This is a genomic window from Variovorax guangxiensis (genome assembly GCF_003952165.1).
Lineage (GTDB): Bacteria > Pseudomonadota > Gammaproteobacteria > Burkholderiales > Burkholderiaceae_C > Variovorax > Variovorax guangxiensis.
Window position 1 is genome coordinate 444,196 of record NZ_RXFT01000002.1, and the last position, 25,089, is coordinate 469,284.

General features: G+C 63.1%; 20 protein-coding genes and 3 pseudogenes. 11 read left to right on the forward strand and 12 right to left on the reverse strand.

Going from position 1 to position 25,089, the window contains the following annotated elements:
• Positions 1–64: 64 nt before the first annotated feature.
• From EJP67_RS07630 to EJP67_RS07640, 3 genes are all read right to left on the reverse strand, one after another.
• Positions 65–1,690, reverse strand: coding sequence for an MFS transporter (locus EJP67_RS07630; RefSeq protein ID WP_126021095.1), 1,626 nt, complete (start codon positions 1,688–1,690; stop codon positions 65–67).
• 29 nt (positions 1,691–1,719) lie between these two features.
• Positions 1,720–2,490 (reverse strand): amino acid ABC transporter permease, encoded by a 771-nt coding sequence (locus tag EJP67_RS07635; RefSeq protein ID WP_126021096.1) that lies wholly within the window; start codon positions 2,488–2,490, stop codon positions 1,720–1,722.
• Positions 2,491–2,570: 80 nt separating this feature from the next.
• A complete protein-coding gene (locus EJP67_RS07640; protein ID WP_126021097.1) occupies positions 2,571–3,335 on the reverse strand; it encodes a basic amino acid ABC transporter substrate-binding protein in 765 nt (254 codons plus the stop codon).
• Positions 3,336–3,616: 281 nt separating this feature from the next.
• On the opposite strand from EJP67_RS07640, the gene EJP67_RS07645 reads away from it, so the two are divergent.
• The 5 genes from EJP67_RS07645 to EJP67_RS07665 all read left to right on the forward strand — a co-directional run bounded on the left by EJP67_RS07645 (position 3,617) and on the right by EJP67_RS07665 (position 7,552).
• The gene (locus tag EJP67_RS07645) at positions 3,617–4,267 is read left to right on the forward strand and encodes a hypothetical protein (protein WP_126021098.1); all 651 of its coding nucleotides are present in this window, start codon (positions 3,617–3,619) and stop codon (positions 4,265–4,267) included.
• Positions 4,268–4,280: 13 nt separating this feature from the next.
• Entirely contained in the window at positions 4,281–4,823 is a 543-nt protein-coding gene (locus tag EJP67_RS07650; protein ID WP_126021099.1) for a GTP-binding protein, read from the forward strand.
• Positions 4,820–5,203 carry a roadblock/LC7 domain-containing protein gene (locus EJP67_RS07655; RefSeq protein ID WP_126021100.1) on the forward strand — a complete coding sequence of 128 codons (384 nt, stop codon included), beginning with the start codon at positions 4,820–4,822 and terminating at the stop codon, positions 5,201–5,203. The genes EJP67_RS07650 and EJP67_RS07655 overlap by 4 nt, the downstream gene beginning before the upstream one ends.
• A gap of 107 nt (positions 5,204–5,310) precedes the next feature.
• A complete protein-coding gene (locus EJP67_RS07660) occupies positions 5,311–5,670 on the forward strand; it encodes a hypothetical protein (protein ID WP_126021101.1) in 360 nt (119 codons plus the stop codon).
• Between the two features lie 190 nt (positions 5,671–5,860).
• The gene (locus tag EJP67_RS07665) at positions 5,861–7,552 is read left to right on the forward strand and encodes a M28 family metallopeptidase (protein ID WP_126021102.1); all 1,692 of its coding nucleotides are present in this window, start codon (positions 5,861–5,863) and stop codon (positions 7,550–7,552) included.
• Positions 7,553–7,559: 7 nt separating this feature from the next.
• Here EJP67_RS07665 and EJP67_RS07670 read toward each other — a convergent pair whose 3' ends face one another.
• A complete protein-coding gene (locus tag EJP67_RS07670; RefSeq protein WP_126021103.1) occupies positions 7,560–8,057 on the reverse strand; it encodes an Lrp/AsnC family transcriptional regulator in 498 nt (165 codons plus the stop codon).
• 175 nt (positions 8,058–8,232) lie between these two features.
• On the opposite strand from EJP67_RS07670, the gene EJP67_RS07675 reads away from it, so the two are divergent.
• Positions 8,233–11,844 carry an indolepyruvate ferredoxin oxidoreductase family protein gene (locus EJP67_RS07675; protein WP_126021104.1) on the forward strand — a complete coding sequence of 1,204 codons (3,612 nt, stop codon included), beginning with the start codon at positions 8,233–8,235 and terminating at the stop codon, positions 11,842–11,844.
• Between the two features lie 22 nt (positions 11,845–11,866).
• Here EJP67_RS07675 and EJP67_RS34100 read toward each other — a convergent pair whose 3' ends face one another.
• Positions 11,867–11,995, reverse strand: coding sequence for a hypothetical protein (locus tag EJP67_RS34100; protein WP_276312235.1), 129 nt, complete (start codon positions 11,993–11,995; stop codon positions 11,867–11,869).
• Between EJP67_RS34100 and EJP67_RS07685 the strand changes: the two are divergent.
• Positions 11,994–12,845 (forward strand): annotated as a pseudogene (locus tag EJP67_RS07685) (IS481 family transposase); the annotation flags it as partial. The gene EJP67_RS34100 and the pseudogene EJP67_RS07685 overlap by 2 nt on opposite strands.
• Positions 12,846–13,230: 385 nt before the next feature.
• Here the strand turns inward: EJP67_RS07685 and EJP67_RS07690 are convergent.
• From EJP67_RS07690 to EJP67_RS33565, 6 genes are all read right to left on the reverse strand, one after another.
• Positions 13,231–15,360, reverse strand: a complete 2,130-nt coding sequence (locus tag EJP67_RS07690; RefSeq protein WP_126021105.1) for a peptidase domain-containing ABC transporter — start codon at positions 15,358–15,360, stop codon at positions 13,231–13,233.
• Positions 15,357–16,646, reverse strand: coding sequence for an HlyD family secretion protein (locus tag EJP67_RS07695; RefSeq protein WP_126021106.1), 1,290 nt, complete (start codon positions 16,644–16,646; stop codon positions 15,357–15,359). The genes EJP67_RS07690 and EJP67_RS07695 overlap by 4 nt, the downstream gene beginning before the upstream one ends.
• Entirely contained in the window at positions 16,647–17,030 is a 384-nt protein-coding gene (locus tag EJP67_RS07700; protein ID WP_126021107.1) for a DUF6176 family protein, read from the reverse strand.
• A 169-nt stretch (positions 17,031–17,199) separates the two neighbouring features.
• Positions 17,200–18,126, reverse strand: coding sequence for a hypothetical protein (locus EJP67_RS07705; RefSeq protein ID WP_126021108.1), 927 nt, complete (start codon positions 18,124–18,126; stop codon positions 17,200–17,202).
• 28 nt (positions 18,127–18,154) lie between these two features.
• Positions 18,155–19,192, reverse strand: coding sequence for an aKG-HExxH-type peptide beta-hydroxylase (locus EJP67_RS07710; RefSeq protein ID WP_126021109.1), 1,038 nt, complete (start codon positions 19,190–19,192; stop codon positions 18,155–18,157).
• Positions 19,193–19,239: 47 nt separating this feature from the next.
• Positions 19,240–19,419, reverse strand: a complete 180-nt coding sequence (locus EJP67_RS33565) for a hypothetical protein (RefSeq protein ID WP_165909576.1) — start codon at positions 19,417–19,419, stop codon at positions 19,240–19,242.
• A gap of 449 nt (positions 19,420–19,868) precedes the next feature.
• Here EJP67_RS33565 and EJP67_RS07715 point away from each other — a divergent pair.
• Positions 19,869–20,978: pseudogene (locus EJP67_RS07715) on the forward strand (IS3 family transposase).
• A gap of 24 nt (positions 20,979–21,002) precedes the next feature.
• Here the strand turns inward: EJP67_RS07715 and EJP67_RS34105 are convergent.
• A pseudogene (locus EJP67_RS34105) lies at positions 21,003–21,332 on the reverse strand (DUF1016 N-terminal domain-containing protein); the annotation flags it as partial.
• Positions 21,333–21,695: 363 nt separating this feature from the next.
• On the opposite strand from EJP67_RS34105, the gene yajC reads away from it, so the two are divergent.
• The 3 genes from yajC (at position 21,696) to secF (ending at position 24,965) form a co-directional block, all read left to right on the forward strand.
• Entirely contained in the window at positions 21,696–22,025 is a 330-nt protein-coding gene (gene yajC / locus EJP67_RS07725; RefSeq protein WP_093196024.1) for a preprotein translocase subunit YajC, read from the forward strand.
• Positions 22,026–22,103: 78 nt separating this feature from the next.
• Positions 22,104–23,987: a protein translocase subunit SecD gene (gene secD, locus EJP67_RS07730; protein WP_126021110.1), complete on the forward strand. Its 1,884-nt coding sequence runs from the start codon at positions 22,104–22,106 to the stop codon at positions 23,985–23,987.
• Between the two features lie 24 nt (positions 23,988–24,011).
• Positions 24,012–24,965, forward strand: coding sequence for a protein translocase subunit SecF (gene secF, locus EJP67_RS07735; protein WP_126021111.1), 954 nt, complete (start codon positions 24,012–24,014; stop codon positions 24,963–24,965).
• Positions 24,966–25,089 lie beyond the last annotated feature (124 nt).

Genomic DNA, 25,089 nt, shown 5'->3' on the forward strand with positions numbered 1-25,089 from the left:
TCAAATTTGCCCAGATGGTATGAAATAGCTGTCCGCACGGCTCCGCCCACCCTGCGGCGCCGGCTCAGCGCCGCACGATGTAGCGCGTGACGACCGGCCCCGACTCGCCGATGTGGAAGGCGAGCCTGCGTTCGCGCAGCGCCATGTCGCTGGCCGTCGCACGGTTGAAGCGGCGCAGGTGGTCGGTCCACGATTCGTCGACGATCTGCTCCACGTAGCGCTCGGGCTGCGCGATGTCGTGCAGCAGCTCCCAGCCGACGGCGCCCTGGCTCAGGCGCGCGCGGCGCGTCTGCTGCATCACGAGGTGGAAGGCGGCGGCGCGCGCCGGATCGATCAGGTACTCGACGGTGATCACCACGCGGCCGCTTTCCTCGGGCGCTTCCGCGGGCGGACCGACGGCCCAGCCGGCCTGCGCGGGGCTGGTGTCGTCCTCGCCGCTTAGGTCGGTCACCCAGCGCAGCGCCGCGAGCATCAGCAGCGTGCCGCTCGCGGCCGCCACGCACAGGCTCGCGACCAGCGAGCTGACGGTGGCCACCTGCCCCCAGATGGCCGCGCCGATCGCGCTCGCGCCCATGATCGCCATCTGGTACATCGACATGCCGCGCGCGCGCACCCAGTCGGGCAGCGCGAGCTGGGCCGATACCGACAGCGAGTTGGCCACCGTGATCCACGCCATGCCGCCGAAGAACATCGCCGGCACCGCGACCCATGCGTTGGGCGCGAAGGCCATCACCGCCGTGGCGCCCGACTGCAGCAGCGTGCCGCGCAGCACCAGCTGGTCGCGTCCCATCGCCTGGCGCAGCCGCGGCAAAAACAGCACCGCGACGATCGCGCCCGCGCCCATGGCCGCCAGCAGCAGCGTGAAAGTGCCCGCGCCGCCGCCCTGGAGGTTGCGCGCCAGCAGCGGCAGCAGCGCCAGCAGCGCGGTCGAGTGGAAGAAGAAGATCGAGATGCGCGTGAGCACCGCGCGCATGCGCTGCGACTGCCGCACGAACTGCACGCCCACGCGCATCGCGCTGACGAGCTTCTCGCGGCCCAGCGGGTTGGGCGTGTGCTCGCGCCGCCAGCGCAGCACCACGAAGCCCGAGGCCACAGACAGCACCGCGTTCAGCGCGAACACCCAGATGCTGCCCGCGCTCGCGATCAGCATGCCGGCGGTGAGCGGGCCCACGATGCGCGAAGCGTTCATGGCGATGCCGTTCAGCCCCAGCGCGGCCGGCAGCTGCGTGCGCGGCACCAGCTCGGGCACGATGGCCGCGAACACCGGCCAGCGCAGCGCCAGCCCGATGCCGTTGGCGAAAGTCAGCGCCAGCAGCAGCGGCGCGGTCATCAGGTCGAGCGCCAGCGCGGCGCACAGCACGATGGCGGTGCCGGCCAGCCAGAACTGCGTGGCGACCAGCCAGCGCCTGCGGTCGAGGATGTCTGCCAGCGCGCCGCTGGGCAGGCCCAGCAGGAACACCGGCAGCGTGGAGGCCGACTGCACCAGCGCCACCCAGATCGGCGAGGAAGTGAGCGTGGTCATCATCCACGCTGCCGCCACGTCGTTCATCCACATGCAGATGTTGGCGACGAGCCAGGTGCTCCACAGCATGCGGAACACGGGGAGCTGGAGGGGCACGAGGGCCGCGAACTTCGTCGGCTGCGGCCTCGCGGGCGGGATGGGCGTCTCTTCGGGGGATATGGGCGGCATGTGGCGCTATTTTGGCGCGGCCGCCGTCGTCAGCCCCTGTCGCTTCGGGCCAGGCGGTGCTCGAGGCGGCGCAGCAGGGTGGTGAGGATCAGCGTCATCACCCAGTAGATGACCGAGATCGCGAGGTAAGGCTCCCAGTAGCGCGCATACGCACCGGCCACGGTGCGCGCGGCATACGCCAGTTCGGCCAGGCCGATGGCGGAGACCAGCGACGTATCTTTCAGCAGCGCGATCGCGTTGTTGCCCAGCGGCGGCAGCATGCGGCGGAAGGCCTGCGGCAGCACCACGTAGCGCATCACCTGCGCGGGCGAGAAGCCCAGCGAACGGCCCGCGTCGAACTGGCCGCGCGAGATCGACTGGATGCCGGCGCGGAACACTTCCGAGATGTAGGCGGCCGAGTTGAGCGTGAGCGCCACCACGCCCGAGATGAGGGCGCCGTGCTCCTGCTTGAGCGTGCGCGCGAGCTCGCCGTCGATCAGGATGCCCGAGGTCGGGTGGATGAACACCGGCATCACCGCAAAGTGGATCAGCAGGATCTGAACGAACAGCGGCGTGCCCCGGAAGAAGCTCACGTACACCGTGGCCGGCCAGCGCAGGAAGAAGCGCGCCACCCAGGTCCACGGCGCGTGGCGCGGGTGCGCCAGCCGCGCGAGCGCGAGGCACAGCCCCCAGCTCGCGCCCAGCAGCACGCAGACCACCGTCATGCGCAGCGTCATCCATGCGCCCTGCCAGAACAGGTCCTTGTATTCCACGAGGATGTCCCATCGGAACCATCCAAAAAGCAGCACTGGTTGTTCCATGCCTGCGTCCTCAACTCTCGGTCAACTGAAAACGAAACGGCCGCTGGAGGGCGGCCGTATTCAATGAAATGCCGTGCGGCTCAGCGCACGTTCGGGTCCTTGTTGAACCACTTCTTGTAGATCGCCACGTAGCTGCCGTCGGCGCGGATGGCGGCGAGGCCGGCCGTGAGCTTGTCGAGCAGGGCCTTGTCGCCCTTCTTCACGACGATGCCGAAGCCTTCTTCGGGAAAGGACTTGTCGTCCAGCGTCTTCAGCTCGGGGTTCTGCGCCACGCGGTAGGCGATCACGCCGTTGTCGCCCATGGCGGCATCGACGCCGCCGCCGGCCAGCTCGGAAATGATGAGCGGCGTGCTCTCGAAGCGGCGGATGTCGGGGCTGGTCTTGCCGAACTCGCGCGAGGCGATGTCGTCGGCCGTGGAGGCGCTGACCACGGCGATCTTCTTGCCGGCCAGGTCCTTCAGCGAGGCGACCTTGCTGTTCTTCGGCAGCGCGATCAGCTGGCGGGCCGCGAAGTACGGCGGCGTGAAGTCGTAGCTCTGCTTGCGCTTCTCGTTGATGGTCACGCCCGAGATCACGAGGTCGACGTCGCCGTTGTTCAGCGCGCCGAAGATGCCGGTGAAGGGCGTGTTGACGATCTTGATCTTCAGGCCCTGCTGCTTGGCGATGGCGTTGATGATGTCGATGTCGAAGCCGACGATCTGCTTGTCCTTGTTCTCGAAGGCGAAGGGCGCGTAGGTGGCGCTGGAGGCCACGATCAGCTCGCGGTTCTGGGCCTGGGCGCCCAGCGAGAAGGCCGCGCTGGCGGAAAGAAGAACGAGCGACAGGGCGCGCCGGATGCGGTTCATGGGGTATCTCCGGGGAAATGAGGCTTTGGGGAGGCTTTGGGCGGCCATGGCCGTCCAAAAGGGCAAAGGTGCGGGATTTTAGGCCCCCGGCTGCGGGGCCCCCCGCCGCGTTCCGCCCTGCATGGGTGTGGCACCGAAGCCTTCGCTGGTAACAAATGCTGTGGATTTCTTCTCGATGCATGCCCCAATTTCGGGAAACGGCCCGTTTTTGAATACGCCAATAGTTAACAACACCAACAATGGCGAAGCTTTGAAAACAAGTAATCAGGGAAGAAGAAGGTATGTCTCTCGTACTGGGCGTCATGGGGCTCCCTCAGGTTGAGGTCGAGCTCCTGAGAATCATCGTGCGCCTCAGCTCCAATCTCCGTTCGCGCTGGACCGTCAGCGAATCGCGCTCGTGCGACCTGCTGCTGATGGACGGCGATTTCCCCGCTTCCGAATGGCAGGCGCTCAGGGCGCGCTTCGTCGTGCCCATGGTGACCCGCGGCGATACCACCGCCAGGAGCGCGAGCCGCGCGCTCGCACGGCCCATCTACGCCGAGGAACTGGTGGAGCTGCTCAACGAAGTCGCTCCGGGCAACGCGCCCGCCGAAGCCGCGCGTGCCGCTGTGCGCTCGCCCGGCATGCGTGCCTCGCTGGTGCGCTGGCCCTCGCAGGCGACGCTGCGGCGCCATCCGGCCTTCGTGCGGCTCGCCGCCGCGCTTGCCAGGAGCATGCAATCTGCGGAGAGCCTCAGCGTGCTCGGCCGTGTCGATGTCGAGGTGTGCAGCACATTTCTCGGCCTGCTCGACGGCGAAGGCGCCCTGGCCTGGGCCGAGCAGGCACCAGCGCCTTCCGCATCTTCCGCGTCCCGTGCGCACGCCGGCGGCGAGGCCGCGCGGCGCAAGCAGGGCCTGCTCTCGCGCATCCGGCAGCGCCTCGGGCTGGCCTGAGCGGAGCGCCGCCATGAGGGACTACAAGCTCGTCTTCACGGGCCCGATGGGCGTGGGCAAGACCACGGCCATCGCCGCCATCAGCGAAACACCGCCGGTCAGCACCGAGGTCGCCAATGCCGACGCCTCGATCGCCAAGGCCACCACCACCGTCGGGCTCGACTTCGGCCAGGTCACGCTGGACAACGGCGACCGCCTGCGCCTGTACGGCACGCCGGGGCAGGCCCGCTTCGACTTCATGTGGAAGATCCTGGTGCGCGACGCGCTGGGCTTCGCCATCCTCATCGACAACAGCCGGCCCGACCCGCTCGCCGACCTCGCTGCCTACCTCGACGGCTTCGCGGGCGCGCTCCAGCAGATGCCCTGCGCGATCGGCGTGAGCCGGCTGCCCAGCCATCCCTTTCCCACGCTCGACGACTACGCGCGCGGCCTGGCGGGGCGTGGCCTGGTGCTGCCGGTGATGGCGACCGATCCGCGCAACAGGGACGACGTGGTCGCGCTGATCGAGACGCTGCTGATGCAGATCGAGGCGCTCGACGAAAAGATCGCGCCATGAGGATTCCCCACGAGATCAAGCTGCGCGCCGCGGCCGAGGTGCTGCGCGTGCTGGAAGACGTGAACGGCATCGCCTCCGTGGTGATCGCCACGCCCGACGGCTTCGAGATCGCCAGCGCCAGCCAGCGCCACTTCGAGCCCGCGCGCATCGCCGCGATGGCGAGCTCCATCTCCGCCATCGGCGCCGTCGTGTCGCAGGAGGCGCGGCTGGGCCGCTGCACCTGCATCACGGTGGCCACCGACAAGGGCTTCGCGCTCGTCAGCCCGGTGCGCAACGGCGAGACCGAACTGGTGGTGAACGTCATCGCCGACGCCAATGCGGTGCTGGCGCAGGTGATGTACCGGAGCGCCGCCTGCGTGCGGCTGCTCGAGGCGCCCTGAGCAGCCTGCAGAAAGAAAAAACATCGGGCGGGGACGGGTTGCATGCGACGCCCCCGCTTCATCCCTTCATTCGCATGACTTGAACCGATCCACAGGAAAACACTGAAATGGCCTCGATCCAGAACAGCCTCGAAAACCTCCTGACCGCCGACGGCGCCCTGTGCGCAGCCGTGGTCGACTCCGGCAGCGGCATGATGCTGGGCGCCATCGGCACCGGCGTCGACCTCGAAGTGGCGGCCGCCGGCAACACCGAGGTGGTGCGCGCCAAGCTCAAGACGATGCGCGCGCTCGGCCTGAACGACAGCATCGAGGACATCCTGATCACCCTCGGCAAGCAGTACCACCTGCTGCGCCCGATGGCGCAGAAGGAAGGCGTGTTCATCTACTTCGTGCTGGACAAGGCCAGGTCGAACCTCGCGCTGGCCCGCCGCAAGCTGCAGGACGTCGAGAAGGAAATGAGCTTCTGAGCAGGCACTGTTCGCCCGACCGCGGGCGCAGCGCCAGGCCGGCTTCCTCACGGAGCCGGCCTTTTTCATTCCACCCGGCTTGTCGCGCGGCGACGGGACAACCAAGGTTCTCGGCGCAGGACGAAGGACATCGGCGAAGGGGCGCGGCCCGCTGGCTAGCATCCGGGGCTTTGCGGTTCAGGAGCCTTGCATGACGACGATCCAGCGGCTTGCTTCCCATCTTCTCTGCGGCATCGGCCTTGCGTCGAGCGCCGCGGTCGCGCTGGCGGCCGATCCCGCAACGCCGCCCTTCGATCCGCAGCGCCTCTCGCAGATCGTGAAGGCGGTCTCGGGCGACGATTTCGAGGGCCGCGCCCCCGCCACGCCGGCGGAAGCGAAGACGCTCGACTACCTCGTCGCGCAGTTCAAGGCCGCCGGCCTCGCGCCCGGCGGCGATCTCGAAGGCGGCCGGCGCACATGGACCCAATTGGTGCCGCTGGTGAAGACCGAGTTTCGCGGCACGCCGCAGATCACGCTGCAGGTGGGCGCGCAGCGCGACGCGCTGGCGCAGGGCGAGCAGATCGCGGTGCGCGCGGCGCTCGACGGCTCGACCGCGGTGTCGATCCAGCAGGCGCCGCTGGTCTTCGTGGGCTACGGCGTGAGCGCGCCCGAGCGGCGCTGGGACGACTACAAGGGCGTCGACCTGAAGGGCAAGATCGCGGTGGTGCTGGTGAACGACCCCGACTTCGAAGCGAGTGGAAGCGGCAGCGGCGATTTCGGCGGCAAGGCCATGACCTACTACGGCCGCTGGACCTACAAGTTCGAGGAGGCCGCGCGCCGCGGCGCGCTGGGGGTGCTGATCGTCCACGAGACCGCGCCGGCCTCGTACGGCTGGGCCACGGTCAGGAATTCCAACACCGCGACCATGCTCGACATCGAGCGCGAACAGCCCGCGTCGGTGCACCCGAAGCTGGAGGGCTGGATACAGCGCGACGTGGCGGTCGAGCTGCTGCGCCGCGCGGGCCTGGACTTCGAGGCGCAGAAGAAGCTCGCGCAGACGCGCGAGTTCCAGCCGCAGCTGCTGAACGGCGCGAGCATGTCGGCGGAGTACGCGATCGACCGGCAGGTGATCGTCTCGAAGAACTTGGTCGGCCGCATCGAAGGCCGCAAGCGACCGGACGAGACGGTGATCTACAGCGCCCACTGGGACCACCTCGGCGTGGGCGCGCCCGACGCCAAGGGCGACCGCATCTACAACGGCGCCGTCGACAACGGCACCGGCCTGGCCGCGCTCATCGAGATGGGCCGCGCCTTCGCGAGCGCGCGCCACAGGCCCGAGCGTTCGGTCGTGTTCCTCGCGGTGACGGCGGAGGAGCGCGGCCTGCTCGGCTCGGAGTTCTATGCCGCGAAGCCGCTGTACCCGCTGGCGAAGACGGTGGCCGTCATCAACATGGACGCGCTCAGCCCCGAAGGCCCGGCGCGCAACTTCAGCACCTCGGGCAGCGCGGTCTCGCAGCTGCAGGATCTGCTGGTGGAGCAGGCGCGGGGCTTCGGCCTGGCTTACGCGCCCGATCCGCATCCCGAGGCCGGCTACTTCTTTCGCTCCGACCACTTCTCCTTCGCCAAGCGCGGCGTGCCGGCGCTTTCGTTCGCCTCGGGCAACGACCTGGTGGATGGCGGCCTTGCGGCCGGCGAGGCGGCGAGCAAGGCCTACAACGCTGAGCGCTACCACCAGCCGGCCGACGAATGGCGCGCCGACTGGTCCTTCACCGGCATGGCGCATGACCTGCCGCTGCTCTACCGCGTTGGCGAGACGCTGGCCAACAGCCGGCGCTGGCCGGAGTGGGGGCAGTCTTCGGAATTCCGCGCGGTGCGCGAGGCGAGCAGGTCCGAGCGGCGCTGATCCTGTATCAGGTCGCGCGCGCCCGACTTGTCGCGCCCAGGTGCGCCAGCGGCAGCGCGCTGCTGGCCTTCACCTCGCCCAGCGAGAAGCTGGTGTGCAGGTCCTTCACGTTGGGGAGGTTCATCAGGTGCTGGCGCGCGAAGGCCGAGAAGCTGTCGAGGTCCTGCGCCACCACCTGCAGCTCGAAGGTGCCGGTGCCGCTGATGTAGTGGCAGGCGATCACGTCGGGCAGCTTGCGGATCGCGTCCTCCAGGCGGCGCGTGGCCTCGTGGGTGACGCGCTCCGTGTCGACCCGCACGAAGGCGAGCACGCCCAGGCCGATCTTGTGGCGGTCGATCTCGGCGTGGTAGCCCTTGATGAAGCCGGCTTCCTCCAGCGCGCGCACCCGGCGCCAGCAGGGCGCGGCCGACAGGCCCACGCGCTGCGCAAGCTCGGCGTTGGTAAGGCGTCCGTCGGCCTGCAGTTCTTGCAGGATTGCGAGGTCGAACTTGTCGATGCTTTCCATGGATGCCGATGTTAAGCAAGATTCTTTCTGGAAGCTCGTTTTTTCGGGCAAAGAACGCAAACACCTGTCGCGGACCCCGGCATACACTTTGCGTGATCATGGGCTCGTGCCCTACCCGGGCACAGACCCAGAAACAGCCAGGCCCACGAGGCCCTGCCAAACGGAGACAGACGACATGAATGCACCGCTACCCGCGCACATTCGCAAGGCCCTAGAAACCGTCACGCTCGACGACAAATACTCCCTCGACTACGGCCGCGCATTCATGAGCGGCGTGCAGGCCCTGGTGAAGCTGCCCATGCTGCAGCGGCTGCGCGACCAGCAGGCCGGCAAGAACACCGCCGGCTTCATCAGCGGCTACCGCGGCTCCCCGCTCGGCGGCTACGACCAGGCGCTGTGGAAGGCCAGCAAGTTCCTCAAGGAACAGAACATCGTCTTCCAGCCCGGCGTCAATGAAGAGCTCGCCGCCACCGCGCTCTGGGGCACCCAGCAGCTGGGCTTCTCCCCGCAGGGCACCAACAAGTTCGACGGCGTCTTCGGCATCTGGTACGGCAAGGGCCCGGGCGTGGACCGCTGCTCCGACGTCTTCAAGCACGCCAACATGGCCGGCACCACCGAGTACGGCGGCGTGATCGCGGTGGCGGGCGACGACCACATCTCCAAGAGCTCCACCGCCGCGCACCAGAGCGACCACATCTTCAAGGCCTGCGGCACGCCGGTGTTCTTCCCGGCGAACGTGCAGGAAATCCTGGACCTGGGCATCCACGCCTTCGCCATGAGCCGTTTCGCGGGCGTGTGGTCGGGCATGAAGACGATCCAGGAGATCGTCGAGTCGAGCGCCACGGCGATGATCGACCCCGACCGCGTCGAGATCGTCATTCCCACCGACTTCGAGATGCCGCCCGGCGGCCTGCACATTCGCTGGCCCGACCACGCGCTGGAGCAGGAAGCCCGGCTCATGCACTACAAGTGGTACGCCGCGCTGGCCTACATCCGCGCCAACCGGCTCAACCACAACGTGATCGAGGGCCCCAACGACCGCTTCGGCATCATGGCCAGCGGCAAGGCCTACAACGACACCCGCCAGGCGCTCATCGACCTGGGCCTGGACGACGCGGCCTGCCGTCAGCTCGGCATCCGCCTGCACAAGGTGGGCGTGGTGTGGCCGCTGGAGGCGCAGCTCACGCGCCAGTTCGCCACCGGCCTGCAGGAGATCCTGGTGGTGGAAGAGAAGCGCCAGGTCATCGAATACCAGCTCAAGGAAGAGCTCTACAACTGGCGCCCCGACGTCCGGCCGAACGTGGTCGGCAAGTTCGACGAGGGCGAGGTGCATGCGGCCGAGGGCTACTCGGGCGGCGAATGGTCGATGCCCAACCCGACCTCGCACACGCTGCTGCGCGCCAACGCCGACCTGAACCCGGCGCTCATCGCCAAGGCCATCGCCTCGCGCCTGAAGAAGACCGGCCTCCTGGCCGCGGCCGGAGCCGACATGGCCGCGCGCATCGACGCGCAGCTCGCCATCCTGGAAGCCAAGGAGCGCTCGATGGCGCTGCAGCAGGCTTCCACCGGCGTGGCCGACGCCACGCGCCAGCCGTGGTTCTGCTCGGGCTGCCCGCACAACACCAGCACCGTGGTGCCCGAGGGCTCGCGCGCAATGGGCGGCATCGGCTGCCACTTCATGGCGACCTGGATGGACCGCTCCACCATCGGCTTCACGCAGATGGGCGGCGAGGGCGTGCCGTGGGTGGGCCAGCAGCCCTTCACCACCGACCAGCACATCTTCGCGAATCTGGGCGACGGCACCTACTTCCACAGCGGCCTGCTGGCCATCCGCCAGAGCATCGCGGCGGGCGTGAACATCACCTACAAGATCCTCTACAACGACGCGGTCGCCATGACCGGCGGCCAGCAGGTCGGCGAACGGCCCGAGGGCCACTCGGTGCTGCAGATCGCCGAGAGCCTGCATGCCGAGGGCGCGAAGAAGGTGGTGATCGTCACCGACGAGCCCGAGAAGTACGAGGGCGTGAGCATCCCCGGCGACCACGTGCAGGTGAAGCACCGCGACCTGCTCGATGACGTGCAGCGCGAGTTCCGCGCCATCCCCGGCACCACGGCCATCATCTACGACCAGACCTGCGCCACCGAGAAGCGCCGCCGCCGCAAGCGCGGCACGGCGGTCGATCCGGCCAAGCGCGTGGTCATCAACGAACTGGTCTGCGAAGGCTGCGGCGACTGCAGCGTGCAGAGCAACTGCCTGAGCGTGGAGCCGCTGGAGACCGAGTTCGGCCGCAAGCGCACCATCAACCAGAGCAGCTGCAACAAGGACATGAGCTGCCTGAAGGGCTTCTGCCCGAGCTTCGTGACCGTAGAGGGCGGCCAGCTGAAGAAGAAGGGCAAGAACAAGGCGGCCACACCGGCCGAGTTCGGCCTGCTGCCCGAACCCTCGATTCCGTCGCTGGCCGGCGGCAGGGTCTGGGGCGTGGTGGTGGCGGGCGTGGGCGGCACCGGCGTCATCACCATCGGCCAGCTGCTGGGCATGGCGGCGCACATCGAAGCCAAGGGCATCGTCACGCAAGATGCCGCCGGCCTCGCGCAGAAGGGCGGCGCCACCTGGAGCCACGTGCTCATCGGCGACACGCAGGACGACATCCGCACCACCCGCGTGGGTACGGCGGCGGCCGACCTGATCCTGGCCTGCGACCCGCTGGTCACGGTGAACGCCGAGACCATGGCGCGCATGCGCGAAGGGCGCACGCACGTCGCGCTCAACAGCCACAGCTCGCCGACGGCCGCCTTCGTGCACAATGCCAACTGGAAGAACCCCGAGGAAGCCTGCGCCGCCGAGATCGCGCGTGCCGTGGGCGTGGACGGCGTAGGCAGCTTCGACGCCGACGCCACCGCGACCGCGCTGATGGGCGACACCATCTACGTCAACCCGATGATCCTGGGCTACGCCTGGCAGAAGGGCTGGATCCCGCTGGCGCACGAGTCGCTGATGCGCGCCATCGAGCTGAACGCCGTGGCCGTCGAGAACAACAAGGCGGCTTTCGAATGGGGCCGCCAGGCAGCCGTGCGGCCGGAAGAGCTGGTCAAGCGCGTGCGCCCGGGGCAGGTCATCGAGTTCAAGAAGCGCGAGTCGGTGGAGAGCATCGTCGAGCGCCGCGCGGAGTTCCTCACCGGCTACCAGAACGCCGCCTATGCCGAGGAATACAAGCGCTTCGTGGGCAAGGTGCGCCAGGCCGAGTCGGCCGTGGGCAAGAGCACCGCGCTGACCGAGGCGGTGGCGCGCTATCTGTTCAAGCTGATGGCGTACAAGGACGAGTACGAAGTCGCCCGCCTGCATACCGACCGCACTTTCCTCGATCGCATCGAGGGCATGTTCGAAGGCGACTACAAGCTCAACTACCACCTGGCGCCGCCGATCATCGCGAAGAAGAACTCCAAGGGGCAGCTGCAGAAGCAGAAGTTCGGCCCCTGGATGCTGACGGGCTTCAGGCTGCTGGCCAGGCTCAAGGGCCTGCGCGGCACGGGGCTCGACATCTTCGGCCGCACGGAAGAGCGCAAGACCGAGCGCGCACTGATCGGCGAATACCGCGCCGCCATCGAGGAAGTCATCGGCGCCCTGCGTGCCGACAACCACGCGCTGGCGCTGGAGATCGCGAGCCTGCCGGAGCAGATCCGCGGCTACGGCCACGTGAAGGACCGCAACCTGGCGGCCGCCCGCACCCGCTGGAGCGAGCTGATGGCCAAGTGGCGCAACCCGCAGGGGCAGCGCGCGGCGGCCTGAGCCAGGATCGCAGGAGGCCGGCTCAGTCGGACTGGTTGTCGGCGAGCCGGCCGTCCAGCCGGGCGCGTGCGGCCACCAGGGCGCCGTGGATCTTCTGTTCGAACACTTCGCGAGGCGGCAGGACGGTGAGGTATTCCGCCACGTGAACCAAGACCGGCTATTCGCTGCTCAAGCGCCATGCGCTGCAAGGCATGGCGCAAGCATGCACACCGCGCAGCACGCGACCGCTGAACTCTCCTACGCGCAGCACCGATGCGCTGGAGCAGGCCGTGGTCCAGCTGCGGCGCGAGCACCCCAGTTGGGGTGGACGCAAGATCGCCCGCCGGCTGGCCGACCAGGGCCTGGGCGAGGTTCCTGCGCCCAGCACCGTCACCAACATCCTGCATCGCCATGGGCTGATCACTCCAGAGTCCAGCAAGGCAAGCGAACACTGGTGCCGTTTCGAGCACGAGCAGCCCAATGCCCTGTGGCAGATCGACTTCAAGGGCGACTTCGCCATGGCTGCGGCGCGCTGCTATCCGCGGACCGTGCTGGACGACCATTCGCGCTTCAATCTCGCGCTGAGGGCTTGTCCCAGCGTGGGCACCGACAGTGTGCGACCGCACCTGGAGCAGGTCTTTGCCCGCTATGGGCTGCCGGTGCGCATCAACACGGACAACGGCGCTCCCTGGGGCGCTCCGCGTCAACCGGCGCATGGACTGTCCGAGCTGGGCGTGTGGCTCATCAGGCTGGGGATTCGGCTGAGCCACAGCGCGCCGTACCACCCTCAGACCAACGGCAAGATCGAACGCTTCCACCGCTCGCTGAACACGGAGGTGCTCGCCGGGCGCAGCTTCGCCGATCTGGGCCAGGCCCAGGCGGCCTTCGAGCGCTGGCGCGGCATCTACAACCACGAGCGTCCACACGACGCGCTGGACCTTCTCACGCCCGCCAAGCGCTACGCGATCAGCCCCAGGCCCTATCCGCGGGCGTTGGCTCCCATCGAGTACCAGCAGGGGGACACATCAGCCGTTCATGCGGCTGGACTTGAAATCCCCCTGACGGCAAGGCGATAACCTGCCAGAGTGTTTCCTATGTCTGCGCACACCTGTCCATACAGAGCATCAAAAGATCGAGATCACAGCCCGAATGGCTGCGGTCAGCTGTTTGCAAGTCACTATCTCGATGCTCTTCGAACTCATCAGCGGCAAAAATCTCCAGTGGTCATCTGGTAGTGAAGGCAGGAGCTCCAAGCCAGTTGATACTCTTGCCTCTGCGCAGCGGGGCAAGCCTGCTGCAGCCCAGTCGGAGGTCGCGGACACTCGACTGATCTACGTCATCGGCGTAAAGCTTGAACTGGTTATGCAGAGATCCGGAGGGCCCTGCCTCAAGGGGGTACTCCAAAGTTCAGGTGGATGGCGCTTCGACTGCTTTGCTCTCGACCAAGCGGCCATTCACGAAGTGGACAACTCTGTCGGCCGAAGCGATCGTTTCTGGCCTGTGAGCAACGATGATCCGAGTGATATGCAACGACCTGATCGCTGCGTTCACCTGCTTCTCCAACTCGACGTCTAGATGGCTGGTGGCTTCATCCAGAATCAAGATTTTCGGCTTCTTGAAAATGCTCCGGGCAAGCAAGATTCGCTGTTTTTGTCCTCCTGAAAGCGTGCTGCCCATGTCTCCCACCAAGGTCTCGTATCCCATCGGAAACATCATGATGTCGGTGTGAATTGCGGCCAGCTTGGCGCACTGCTCTATGTCCTCGCGGGACGCAGATTCGGTAAAGAAGGAAATGTTGTCCGCGATGGACCCAGCGAACAATGAATCGTCTTGCATGACTACACCCACCAAATCGCGGTACTTCTTCTTTCCGATATTCACGATGTCGACGCCTCCCACCATAATCTTTCCGCTAGTTGGAGGAAGGGCCCCGATCAGCAGGTTCAACAGACTGCTCTTGCCGCTGCCCGATGGCCCTACTATGGCGAGCGACTCCCCTTCCTCGACCTGCAGGCTTACCTTCTCCAAAATCAGCCGGTCGAACCTCGAATAACGGAATGAGACGTCATGTACTTCCAAGTTGAAGTGATGCAATTCACCAAGGTCAAAGTCCGCAGCATCATCGCTTTCCTCCTGCTCGGTGTAGACAATGTCGGCGAGACGCTCGCCTTGTAGTCGAAGCATCCGGACTTCGAAATAGTTGTCGATCAGCGCTTGGACCCGGCCGGAGAACTGCTCCCTGTAGGCAAGAAAGCCCATCAGCACACCGATGGTAATCGAGCCTTCCAGCGAGAGAGTTGCAGCCCACCACACGGTGACGATCCGCTCTACGCCGAAGATGCATGGTGCCGCGTTTTTTACGATGAGCGTCGCTCTTTCAGTCCTTAATCCGGCATTCAGCTGATTGACTAGCATGCCCAGCCATGTCGCTCGTCGCTCTTCCCGCTTGCCGAAGAGACTGATTGCCTGAATCCCGCGTATGGTTTCCAGAAAGAACGAGTTTTGCTTCGCCGCATGCACGATCGCTTCGGTGTTGGCAGCCCAAGAGTAGCTGTACACGATCGATCGCACTAGGACGTATAAGCTCACCGAAAGCGCGACCGGTATGAAAAGAGTCCCGCCATAAAGCAGCATCGCGATGCCTGTGGCAATCGCCATAAAGCCATCGAGAATCGCATCAAGGAACGAGGTCGTGAGAGTCTTCTGGATCGAGTCGACTGCGGACGTCCTGGAAACCACGTCGCCCAGGTGGCGCTTCTGAAAGAAGTCCAGCGGCAGGTTTAACAGGTGGGCGAACACGCCGTTCTTCCATTGGAAGCCTAGAGATGTGTTTAGGTGGATCATCATCCAACCTCTGGCCGCAGTGATGCCGTTCTGCAGCAAGCACATACCGACGAAACACAGGGCGAGCATCCCGATCAGCGACTTGTCATCCGCCGGGATGCCGCGATCGACGATCCACTGGACATAGAAGGGCATCAGCAGCGAGAACATCTCCGCCGCCAGTGCCAGGAATGCGATCTGCCCCAGGGAGCGACGCAACCCGATGGTCCTGCCCATTAGGTCACGAATGCGAACGCGAGGCGCGGGCGCCTTTTTGACGAAGCCTGTGTCCGGATAGAGCTCGAGCGCTGCGCCCGTAAAGCATCGGGACAACTCCGCGATCGAAATCTGTCGTTGACCGACGGCGGGATCGCAAATTACCGCGCTGTCGCCGCGGTACTCGACTAGCACCACGAAGTGCTGAAAGTTCCAATGAAGAACGCATGGAAGCGTGAGGTGCTCGACGCCATCCATGTCCAATTTCAGAGGTCGGCTCACCATCTTCAGCCGCGTCGCCAAATGCATGAGTTGACTGAAATTTAGCCCCTTGAGCGAGATCGGGAATCTACGTCGTAGTGTTCGCAGGTCAACGGAGTGGCCATAGAAGGAGGCGACCATTGCAAGGCAAGCCAATCCACACTCGGAGCTCTCACTCTGAAGAATTGTAGGAAAGGTGCGACGCCAGCCCGACGATAGTTGATTCAGTACCTTCATTGGATGTGCGCGCCTCGGTTCCTCAAGCCGAGAAGCGGTTCGAGCATCCACTCGTAAAGTCGTCTGGTCTCCAAGAATACGTCGCCGTCTACCAGCAAACCGACACGCAGTGGCTCGGGCCGGTCTGCCACTTGGATGGATTGGGAGCGCAGTTTGACGGTGACCCTGTACAGGCCTTCATCAGTCAATCGCCTGCCGTTGACCATGGGCGCAAACCCAAGGCCTAGATCGACTGTCGAGATGGGGGCATCGGAGATATCGCGAACCGTACCGATCACCGTCCCAAACTTTTGGTACGGATAGGCTTGCAGCCGTAGTGATACTGTCGCGCCAGGGCGCATGAAGCCCATGGCCCGACTGTTGGCAAAAAGTTCCGCCTGCAATGGCGAATCGAGCGGAATTAGGCTCGCCAAAGCGCGCTGGCCTGTCACAGTGTCACCGCGTCGCGCAGTGACACCGACCAGTCGGCCATCGTCCGGCGCATTGATCGTTAATTCATATCTGTTGGAGTTCTCAAGAGACTCTTGCTGCAGATCGGCGATTTCCCTGTCAAACTGCAGCAATTGATTGTCGAGTCTGAAAGTATTGAGATTTTGTTCGGATCGATTGCTACGGAGTAGGCTCTGCTTTTCGATTTCATCTCGCTCCAATGCAGTCAGCAATTCCTGTTGCTCTAGTCCGTCACGCATTTTATCCGCTAGCATCTCGTTGGATATGAATCCCTGCTGCGTCAGCGATTCATAACGGGAGGCATTTTGCTGCGTGAGTGACAATCGTTGTCTTTTAAGGAGTACTTGCTTTTTTAGGTTCGTGATTGCAGCCGTTAGTTGGGCTTCCGTTTCCTTCAATGCCTTTTTTTGGCTGGACGCGATTTCGACCGCTCGTTCGCGTTGCTCGGCCAATATCCTGAGTTTCTTTTTGTTCAGATTGCTGAGCGACGCCTGCGTACTCTCTTTCGCATTTGCATGCTTGTCGTTCGAGATGGTGAACAAAGGTTGCCCCTTGCGAACGAAAGATCCATCCTCGACCTTGATTTCCGACAGCGTTCCAGCCTGGTGCGTGTAGATCTTCACTAGTCCTGCACTTGGCAAGATGATGCCTCCGACCGTCGTGCGAGAGGTGTACTCCAGGAACACCAACATCAAGATCAATGTCGCAACAGCCAGACCGACGATCGTCACCATCAAGCTGAAGGTTTTGGGCCGAGAAAGCAGCGCAGCACCTATCTGGTTCGCGCTGCGCGAAGCAATAGCATCCGCGCGGAACGGTCCGGGACTCTTGGACATCTAATCTTGAATCTGCGTGTGTGTCATCAGCGGCCGGCAAGTAATACGCAGCGCTCGATCCCAGGAAGCCTTGAAAGCTCGGTGGCGACGATCGATTTCCAAGTCCAGTATCAGTTCCTTTTTTTTGACGCTAATTCCGATCGGCCGCAACATGACTGCGAAAAGAAAGGCCTCATCCTCGATATAAAAAGAAAACCAGCTTTCGCACAAGACGCCTTCTTGCCTGATGGACTCGATCGCTTGTGCATGAAGGCTAGACATCGAAGAGCGCCAAACCGCCAAGGCAGATTCGCTGCGGGGCAACAACCTAATTACCGCCGTCGACGCGTTGACTTCTGACAATTCGAAAACCATGGTCTGCTGGCAGACGACATCAGCCAGCAACCTTGTCTCCAGCATGTGACAGGATGCCGGTGACGTGCGGCTTCGTGGGGCTCTCGAATAAGTCGCTAGGAACGACGAGCCGCCCACCTCAAAAAACACTCGGATAGAGGATCTATCGCATCGCTCGGGTTCATTGCCAGCGTCGATACGTAGGATTTGAAGTTGTGCGTCAGTGATATTCATAGCATGGGATTGGTGGAATCCCGCTCCTGCCGGGATCTTTATAGTGACGCAATGAGTTGGAGTGCGACTTTACGCAGTATCCGCTCGGACAGGGAAGCGTTGCCGTCCAGATTTCCTGAGCCTGTCCGCGTAAGCGCGCCGCTAGGGCGTCAAATTCGATTGACATAGTCAAATCAGGTTCGTCCTGACTGGCCGGAAGTTTCTTGACATGGTCGAGCACTTGAATCCGACATCGTGCATCGCGCATCGCTAGCACCGTCTCTCGATGCCGAACTGCGGCGCGAAAATTCAACTGTGAATAGTCATCATGAATCATGATCGCCTCAGCGATGGCACCATTCAGTGCGGATTCGAGGCTAGTCGACAATTTGGCACCAATCCCAACAAAACTGTCAGTTGCGCATATGGCAAGGCAAAATGGTAGCCCTTCGGCGACCAGGCAATGTACGGAGTCGGGAATCAGTTGCCATTCTTGACATGTGATCGTGTGAACTTTGAGGTCTTCCTGCCACAGGCGCCAGATCAAATGACGCTCCAATAACTCTAGCACCGAATGCTCCAGGCAGCGCTCCAATTGAAAATGAAACGCCGCCCCAGTTGCATCTTCGTTGCGTCCAACTTTTCGCTGATAAAGATCAGGAGCAGCAATTTTTTTTTGTGTCCTCGAATAAAATTCTTGAATTGAGAGAAGCGTCGCGGGATCCAATACCGTCGGGTGTGACCATAAGTGCTCATGCACTTCTCCCAATGCGGAAACTTGTGCCTGAAGCGCATTTCTGGAACACCCGAAGCCTCGGATCGTTATATGAGGAAGCCCCTGGCAGGCGACAACAGTTGCGGCCCTCGCGACATAGAAATCTCTGTGCGTTGCAGCGGGAATGCAGGAAAATTTGATAGGAACGGCCTGAAGCATCAGATCCAGGCAGTTTTGAAGATACAACTTAAATCCCCGCACAGGGGGCAAAAGTTTCAAACATCTGCTTGCCCGAAGCAGTCAAATTCCCGTGTTTGGCCAAAATTTCGAGCCCATTTTTCAGGCGAGGTTCGAAATGACTGATTAACCTTTCGTATTGGTTTCCTCCGCCAGCCTTCATCAATCTGAAAATTCTCAGCATTCTTGAAATAACAAAAGACGCATGAAAAATGCCATACATCGGGCGTAAATCGGTACGCAGCGGTGCACTGTAGCGTTCTGTGATTGGATTCAAAACCATGGGGTCCACCAGCATAAGGCCAAAAAGAACGTTGTGCGATGTCTCGTGTACGACATGTTCCATGAAATATGGAACACCTCGGATGTTGAAGTGCTCTCCAAATTTCTTGCGAATTGGGTCATGATCTGGAGATCCAATGTAAATGGCGCCAAAAGTTCGAATGAGTGAACCACCCATCAACGCCTGCGCACGAAATACGGTTGCCTCCGAGACTGAGGCGAGCATTTCGTCATACATCAATGGGTCTAGAATCTTGATTGTGTCCAAGACCTGCTTGATATCAGCCCTGTATTCGACCAGCTCTTCCTCACTTGTTTTGTAGATTTCGGCTCTGCGGCCATGCACATCCCTTGTTGGATCGTTATGCATATGCTGTATGGCTTCAGCGGAGGCTGGACTATTGTTTGGCGCCTGCACCAAAATTCCAGGATGCCCTACCACGGCTTGTTCTTCGTCAATCCATTTCAACGCCCTGTAGCAACCCAGTGCATCGCCAGTCCGCATCGCAACCCCGGCTTGGTGTACCACGGAATGAAGTGAGGGCTTCAGACGTTGCATTGGGTCCACAGCTTCGATCTTTTTCTTGATTTCCTCGAGGTCGTGTCCACTTCCCTTTTCGAAGGCGATGCAGATGGCTTTGTAGGTCTTTAAGGTTTCCTCATTCTTCAGTCTTCGAACGTATTCGATTCGACTGACATCTTGAGGGATGCATGTAAAAATCTCGCAAGATTTTTTGCTTTCCGGAATTTTGGCTTGTGTGCTCATCGCGTTCCCTTTTTTTGAAAGGCACCCGAAGGTGCCGGTTTTAATAATTACGCGTAGCCCTCTGGGAAATCATACGCAAATTGAAGGACAACACCCCCGCCAATCATTTCCAACTCCTCTGGCAGCATGAAACTGATTCTTCGTGAAGCAAGATCTTTGGCGACCACGTCGGAGGCAGAAGGAAGATTGCTTACGGGCTCGAAGCGCACGTTTTCCGATTGATTCATTGTTTAAAACTCCTCAAATTGGCAAGATTTTCTCTTGCACCCTCCGGACATCGGAGAGTCCTGTTGTACGAGCGGCGCCCGTCTCTGACCTCAAAGGCGTTCCTCGAATTCTTATGAACGAGCATCTCCTTTTTTTGAATTTTATTGTCGAAATTTTCATTTTTTCATTAGTGAATTAGTTCTAATCGAGGGATGATTTTGTGAATTTGTGAAAAATTGCCCAAAAAACATGGCTTGGTCGGATTTTTGACAATTGTTGAGTTTTATTAATTGAAATGTATGCTACGAAGGTGGCTCTTCGATTGTTTGCTGGCGGTTATGTTTTTGTGATCGTTTGAATTTATTGCGGTAACTTAACTTCGCGCTCTTGTAGATCAGGCGTGATGTATGGGCTGCTGCCGGTTTCAAAGACACCTTGTTAAGGTGGAAGATGAAACCGGAGGTGGTTCATGGGAACGAGAAGGCAATTCAGCCGAGAGTTCAAGCTTGAGGCAGTCAAGCTGGTGAAGGAACGAGGCGTGTCGGTGGCACAGGCTGCACGCGACCTCGATGTACACGAGAACGTGTTGCGCAAGTGGGTGCGCGAGGCTGCGGTCGACCCGCAGCAGGCGTTTCCTGGTCAGGGCGTGATGAAGCCCGAACAGACTGAGCTGGAGCGCTTGAGGAAGGAGAACGCCAAGCTGCGCATGGAGCGTGACCTGTTGAAAAAAGCGGCGGCCTACTTCGCCAAGGAGTCGATGTGAAGTTCGGCTTCGTTGGAGGCGCTCGGTGTCTCGCGAAGCGGCTTCTATGCGTGGCTCAGCAGGCCCCGAAGCCAACGCAGTCTGGAAGACGAGGTGCTCGCCAGCCAGGTGCGTCAGAGCTTCCTGGGCAGCGACCGCACCTATGGTGCTCGGCGCGTGTGGCATGACGTGCTGGCACTGGGTCAGCGATGCGGATTGCACCGCATCGAACGGCTCATGCGTGAGCAGGCCCTGCGCGCGAGGCCGCGACGCCGAGGCTTGCCGCAGGACCGAGGCCAGCGCAGCGCTATCGCAGACAACGTGTTGGACCGCCAGTTCCGAGCTGATGCGCCCAACCAGAAGTGGGTGGCCGACTTCACGTACATCTGGACGGCCGAGGGCTGGCTATATGCCGCTGCGGTGCTCGACCTGTACTCGCGTCGCATCGTCGGCTGGTCGATGCAGGACAGCATGACCTCGCAACTCGTGGCCGATGCGTTGATGATGGCAGTGTGGCGCCGGGGCAAGCCGGTCGCGTTGCTGCATCACCCCGACCAAGGAAGCCAATACACCAGCGAGCACTTCCAAGAGCTGCTCAAGGAGCAAGGCATCACCTGCAGCATGAGCCGCGCGGGCGAGGTCTGGGACAACTCGGCCATGGAGAGCTTCTTCAGTTCACTGAAGACTGAGCGCACAGCCAGAAAGGTGTACCGGTCCAGGGAACAGGCCCGCGCCGATGTGTTCGACTACATCGAGCGGTTCTACAACCCGACGCGCCGTCATTCGACGCTCGGCTACGTCAGTCCGATAGAGTTCGAGAAAGCTCAAAAAGCTTAGGTCGGTGTCTATGAGACCGGCAGCAGCCCACTGTTCGGACGGGAACACCTCGGCGAACTGCACCATGCGCAGGAGGCTCTTCTCCTCGAAGCCGCGTCCGTAGTCGCTCGCCAATTGTCGTGACAGCGTCGCGACAATTTCTTCTCCGTAGCCGGCACGCCGGCCCCCCAGCACTTCGGTGCGGATGCGCTGGCCGATGCGCCAGTACATGAGCGTCATCCCCGCGTTCACGGAGGCGATGGCCGCTAGCCGGGCTTGCTCGATCAATCGCCGCAGGTCCGCAAGGAGGTCGGCCGGCTCCTTGTGAAGCGCCAGCGTGGCGTTGGCTATCGTCAAGCTGTTGCGCTTGCTCATGGATGCTCCTTGCTGTGCGGGTGGTGCGGCGGGAATTGTCTGGCACTGCAGACCCGGGCTTCCTCGCGCGATACGGCGGAGTCCGGAAAAGATACGAAAGCCGGTGATATTCTCATCATTTGCTATCAAATACGTAGCGAATGCGGCGCCCGGAAGCTGACCGAAAGCCCTCCCCACCTCGCCGGATAAGCGCTCCGGGCGGCCATCCGCGCCGAATACAATGCCCGGTGCTGTGCGCGGCCAGGCCCCGCCGCGCTTTGACTTGGCGCACCCGCATCCCGCGTGGCCGCGAACCCCAAGGAACCGCGGGCGTGGCCCGCGCTCCCACACGTTTTCTTTCTCTTCCCTCTGCTGGAGACTCTCTTGTTCATTTCCTCTGCTTTCGCCCAGACCGCGCCCGCTGCAGGCGGCGGCGACATGATGTCCTCGCTCGGCAGCATGCTGCCGCTGGTGCTGATGTTCGTGGTGCTGTACTTCGTCATGATCCGGCCCCAGATGAAGCGCCAGAAGGAAGCCCGCGCCATGATCGAGGCGCTCGCCAAGGGCGACGAAGTCGCCACCGCCGGCGGCCTGCTCGGCAAGATCACCTCGCTGAACGACCAGTACCTGGGCCTCGAGATCGCCAACGGCGTCGAGATCAAGATCCAGCGCAGCGCCGTGGTGCAGGTCCTGCCCAAGGGCACCGTCAAATAAAGGCGTGAGCTGACCTTGCGCCTTCGGGCGCGGGGCCCCAATTCACGCCGTGTTCCGTTTCAGAAAAAGCGCTTTCTCATGAACCGTTACCCGGTCTGGAAGTACGCGATCATCGTGGTCGTGCTGCTCGTGGGGCTCATCTACGCCCTCCCCAATTTCTTCGGTGAGGCGCCTGCGGTGCAGGTGTCGGCAGCCAAGTCGACCGTCAAGATCGACGCGTCGACCCAGGCCAAGGTGGAGGGGCTGCTCAAGACGGCGGGCCTCACGCCCGACCTGCTGACCCTCGAACCCACCGCGGTGCGCGCCCGCTTCGCGACCACCGACGACCAGATCAAGGCGCGCGACACGCTCCAGCAGGCGCTGGTGCCCGACGCCGACGACGCTTCATACACGGTGGCGCTCAACCTCGTGTCGCGCTCGCCCTCGTGGCTGACGGCGCTGCACGCCTTCCCGATGTACCTGGGCCTCGACCTGCGCGGCGGCGTCGACTTCCTGCTGCAGGTCGACATGCGCGGCGTGCTCGACAAGAAGGCCGAGTCCTTCGCCGGCGACATCCGCATGGGCCTGCGCGAGAAGAAGGTGCGCGGCAGCGCCGTGAACCGCAACGGCCAGACCGTCGAGATCACCCTGCGCGACGCCGACAGCGTCGAGATCGCCCGGCGCCTGATCCAGGACCAGATGCCAGACCTGAGCACCGTCGAGACCCAGCAGGGCAGCGAATGGCGCATCGTGGCCAGCATCAAGCCCGAGGCCGCCCGCCGCTTCCAGGACGCGGCGCTCAAGCAGAACGTGACCACCCTGCACAACCGGATCAACGAACTCGGCGTGGCCGAACCCGTGATCCAGCAGCAGGGCATCGACCGCATCGTCGTGCAACTGCCCGGCATGCAGGACCCGGCCCAGGCCAAGCGCATCATCGGCCGCACCGCCACGCTCGAGATGCGCCTGGTGGACGAAAGCGCCGAAGGCCGCGCCGCCGAACTGAGCGGCGGCCCGGTGCCCTTCGGCTCCGAGAAGTTCCTCGACCGCTCGGGTCGCCCCGTGATCGTGAAGAAGCAGGTGCTGGTCACCGGCGAGAACCTCACCGACGCGCAGCCCGGCTTCGACCAGCAGAGCAACCAGCCCAAGGTCGACCTGACCATGGACTCCAAGGGCGGCACCATCATGCGTGACGTCAGCCGTGAGAACTACAAGAAGCGCATGGCCATGCTGATCTTCGAGAAGGGCAAGGGCGAAGTGCTCACGGCTCCCTCGATCAACGGCGAACTGGGCAACCGCTTCCAGGTCTCGGGCTCGATGAGCGTGGCCGAGGCCAACGACCTCGCGCTGCTGCTGCGCGCCGGCTCGCTGGCCGCGCCCATGGAAATCATCCAGGAACGCACCATCGGCCCGACGCAGGGTGCCGAGAACATCAAGAAGGGCTTCGACAGCGTGATGTACGGCTTCGCCGCGATCATGGTGTTCATGTGCATCTACTACGCGCTGTTCGGCCTGTTCTCGTCGATCGCGCTGGCCGTCAACCTGCTGCTGCTGGTGGCCATCCTCTCGATCCTGCAGGCCACGCTCACGCTGCCGGGCATCGCGGCCATGGCGCTGGCCATCGGCGTGGCGATCGACTCCAACGTGCTGATCAACGAGCGCGTGCGCGAGGAACTGCGCAACGGGGCGTCGCCGCAGGCGGCGATCCACGCGGGCTACGAACGCGCCTGGGGCACCATCCTGGACTCCAACGTGACCACGCTGATCGCGGGCATCGCGCTGCTGGCCTTCGGCTCGGGCCCGGTGCGCGGCTTCGCAGTGGTGCACTGCATCGGCATCGTCACCTCGATGTTCTCGGCCGTGTTCTTCTCGCGCGGCCTCGTGAACTTCTGGTACGGCCAGAAGAAGAAGCTCAAGTCGGTGTCCATCGGTACGGTGTGGCGCCCCTCGACCGACGGCACGGCCGCGGCCGAAACCAAGTAAGCGGCAGAAGAAGGACGCACAGCCATGGAATTCTTCCGCATCCACAAGACCATTCCGTTCATGCGCCACGCGCTGGTGCTGAACATCGTCTCCGTCGTCACGTTCGCGCTGGCGGTGTTCTTCCTGTTCCACCGCGGGCTGCATCTGTCGGTGGAGTTCACCGGCGGCACGGTGATGGAAGTCGCCTACAACCAGTCGGCCGACGTCGGCAAGGTACGCGACATCGTCGGCAAGCTGGGCTACACCGAAGTGCAGGTGCAGAGCTTCGGCAAGTCGGTGCAGATCCGCCTGCCGGTGAAGAAGGGCGTGACCTCCGCCCAGCAGAGCGCCGAGGTGATGGACTCGCTGAAGGCGGCCGACCCATCGGTGGAGCTGCGCAGCAACGAATTCGTCGGCCCGCAGGTCGGCGACGAACTCACCACCAACGGCCTGAAGGCGCTGGGCATGGTGGTCGTCGGCATCATGATCTACCTGGCGTTCCGCTTCGAGTGGAAGTTCGCGCTGGCTACCGTGCTGGCCAATCTGCACGACGTGGTGATCATCCTGGGCTTCTTCGCCTTCTTCCAGTGGGAGTTCTCGCTGGCGGTGCTGGCGGCGGTACTGGCGGTGCTGGGCTACTCGGTGAACGAGTCGGTGGTGATCTTCGACCGCATCCGCGAGAACTTCCGCCGCTATCGCAAGATGTCGACCACAGAGATCATCGACAACGCGATCACCTCGACCATCAGCCGGACCATCATCACCCACGGCTCCACGCAGCTGGTGGTGCTGTCGATGTTCTTCTTCGGCGGCCCGACGCTGCACTACTTCGCCCTGGCGCTGACCATCGGCATCTGCTTCGGCATCTACTCGTCGGCCTTCGTGGCGGCGGCCATCGCCATGTGGCTCGGCGTGAAGCGCGAGGACCTGGTCAAGGGCGGCCCGACCAAGCGCGACGGCGGCTCCGAGGACGACCCGAACGCCGGCGCCGTCGTCTGACGGATACTCCAGGGTTCGACAACCCAGGGCGACCGCGGCGGCAACCGCCGCGGTTCGCATGCAACGCCGGGCAATCTCCACACTTGTGCGGCGGCCCGTCCCGATGCAAGCTCCGGTTGTCGCC

Bases quoted from the DNA above. Each gene is read 5' to 3' on its own strand.
- EJP67_RS07660 (WP_126021101.1), top strand. From the start codon at position 5,311: ATGGCCTCGATCCAGAACAGCCTCGAAAACCTCCTGACCGCCGACGGC.
- EJP67_RS07675 (WP_126021104.1), top strand. From the start codon at position 8,233: ATGAATGCACCGCTACCCGCGCACATTCGCAAGGCCCTAGAAACCGTC.
- EJP67_RS07640 (WP_126021097.1), bottom strand. From the start codon at position 3,335: ATGAACCGCATCCGGCGCGCCCTGTCGCTCGTTCTTCTTTCCGCCAGC.
- secF (WP_126021111.1), top strand. From the start codon at position 24,012: ATGGAATTCTTCCGCATCCACAAGACCATTCCGTTCATGCGCCACGCG.
- EJP67_RS07655 (WP_126021100.1), top strand. From the start codon at position 4,820: ATGAGGATTCCCCACGAGATCAAGCTGCGCGCCGCGGCCGAGGTGCTG.
- EJP67_RS07705 (WP_126021108.1), bottom strand. From the start codon at position 18,126: ATGCTTCAGGCCGTTCCTATCAAATTTTCCTGCATTCCCGCTGCAACG.
- EJP67_RS33565 (WP_165909576.1), bottom strand. From the start codon at position 19,419: ATGAATCAATCGGAAAACGTGCGCTTCGAGCCCGTAAGCAATCTTCCT.
- EJP67_RS07670 (WP_126021103.1), bottom strand. From the start codon at position 8,057: ATGGAAAGCATCGACAAGTTCGACCTCGCAATCCTGCAAGAACTGCAG.
- EJP67_RS07645 (WP_126021098.1), top strand. From the start codon at position 3,617: ATGTCTCTCGTACTGGGCGTCATGGGGCTCCCTCAGGTTGAGGTCGAG.
- EJP67_RS07635 (WP_126021096.1), bottom strand. From the start codon at position 2,490: ATGGAACAACCAGTGCTGCTTTTTGGATGGTTCCGATGGGACATCCTC.
- secD (WP_126021110.1), top strand. From the start codon at position 22,104: ATGAACCGTTACCCGGTCTGGAAGTACGCGATCATCGTGGTCGTGCTG.
- EJP67_RS07710 (WP_126021109.1), bottom strand. From the start codon at position 19,192: ATGAGCACACAAGCCAAAATTCCGGAAAGCAAAAAATCTTGCGAGATT.
- EJP67_RS07695 (WP_126021106.1), bottom strand. From the start codon at position 16,646: ATGTCCAAGAGTCCCGGACCGTTCCGCGCGGATGCTATTGCTTCGCGC.
- EJP67_RS07665 (WP_126021102.1), top strand. From the start codon at position 5,861: ATGACGACGATCCAGCGGCTTGCTTCCCATCTTCTCTGCGGCATCGGC.
- EJP67_RS07690 (WP_126021105.1), bottom strand. From the start codon at position 15,360: ATGAAGGTACTGAATCAACTATCGTCGGGCTGGCGTCGCACCTTTCCT.
- EJP67_RS07650 (WP_126021099.1), top strand. From the start codon at position 4,281: ATGAGGGACTACAAGCTCGTCTTCACGGGCCCGATGGGCGTGGGCAAG.
- EJP67_RS07630 (WP_126021095.1), bottom strand. From the start codon at position 1,690: ATGCCGCCCATATCCCCCGAAGAGACGCCCATCCCGCCCGCGAGGCCG.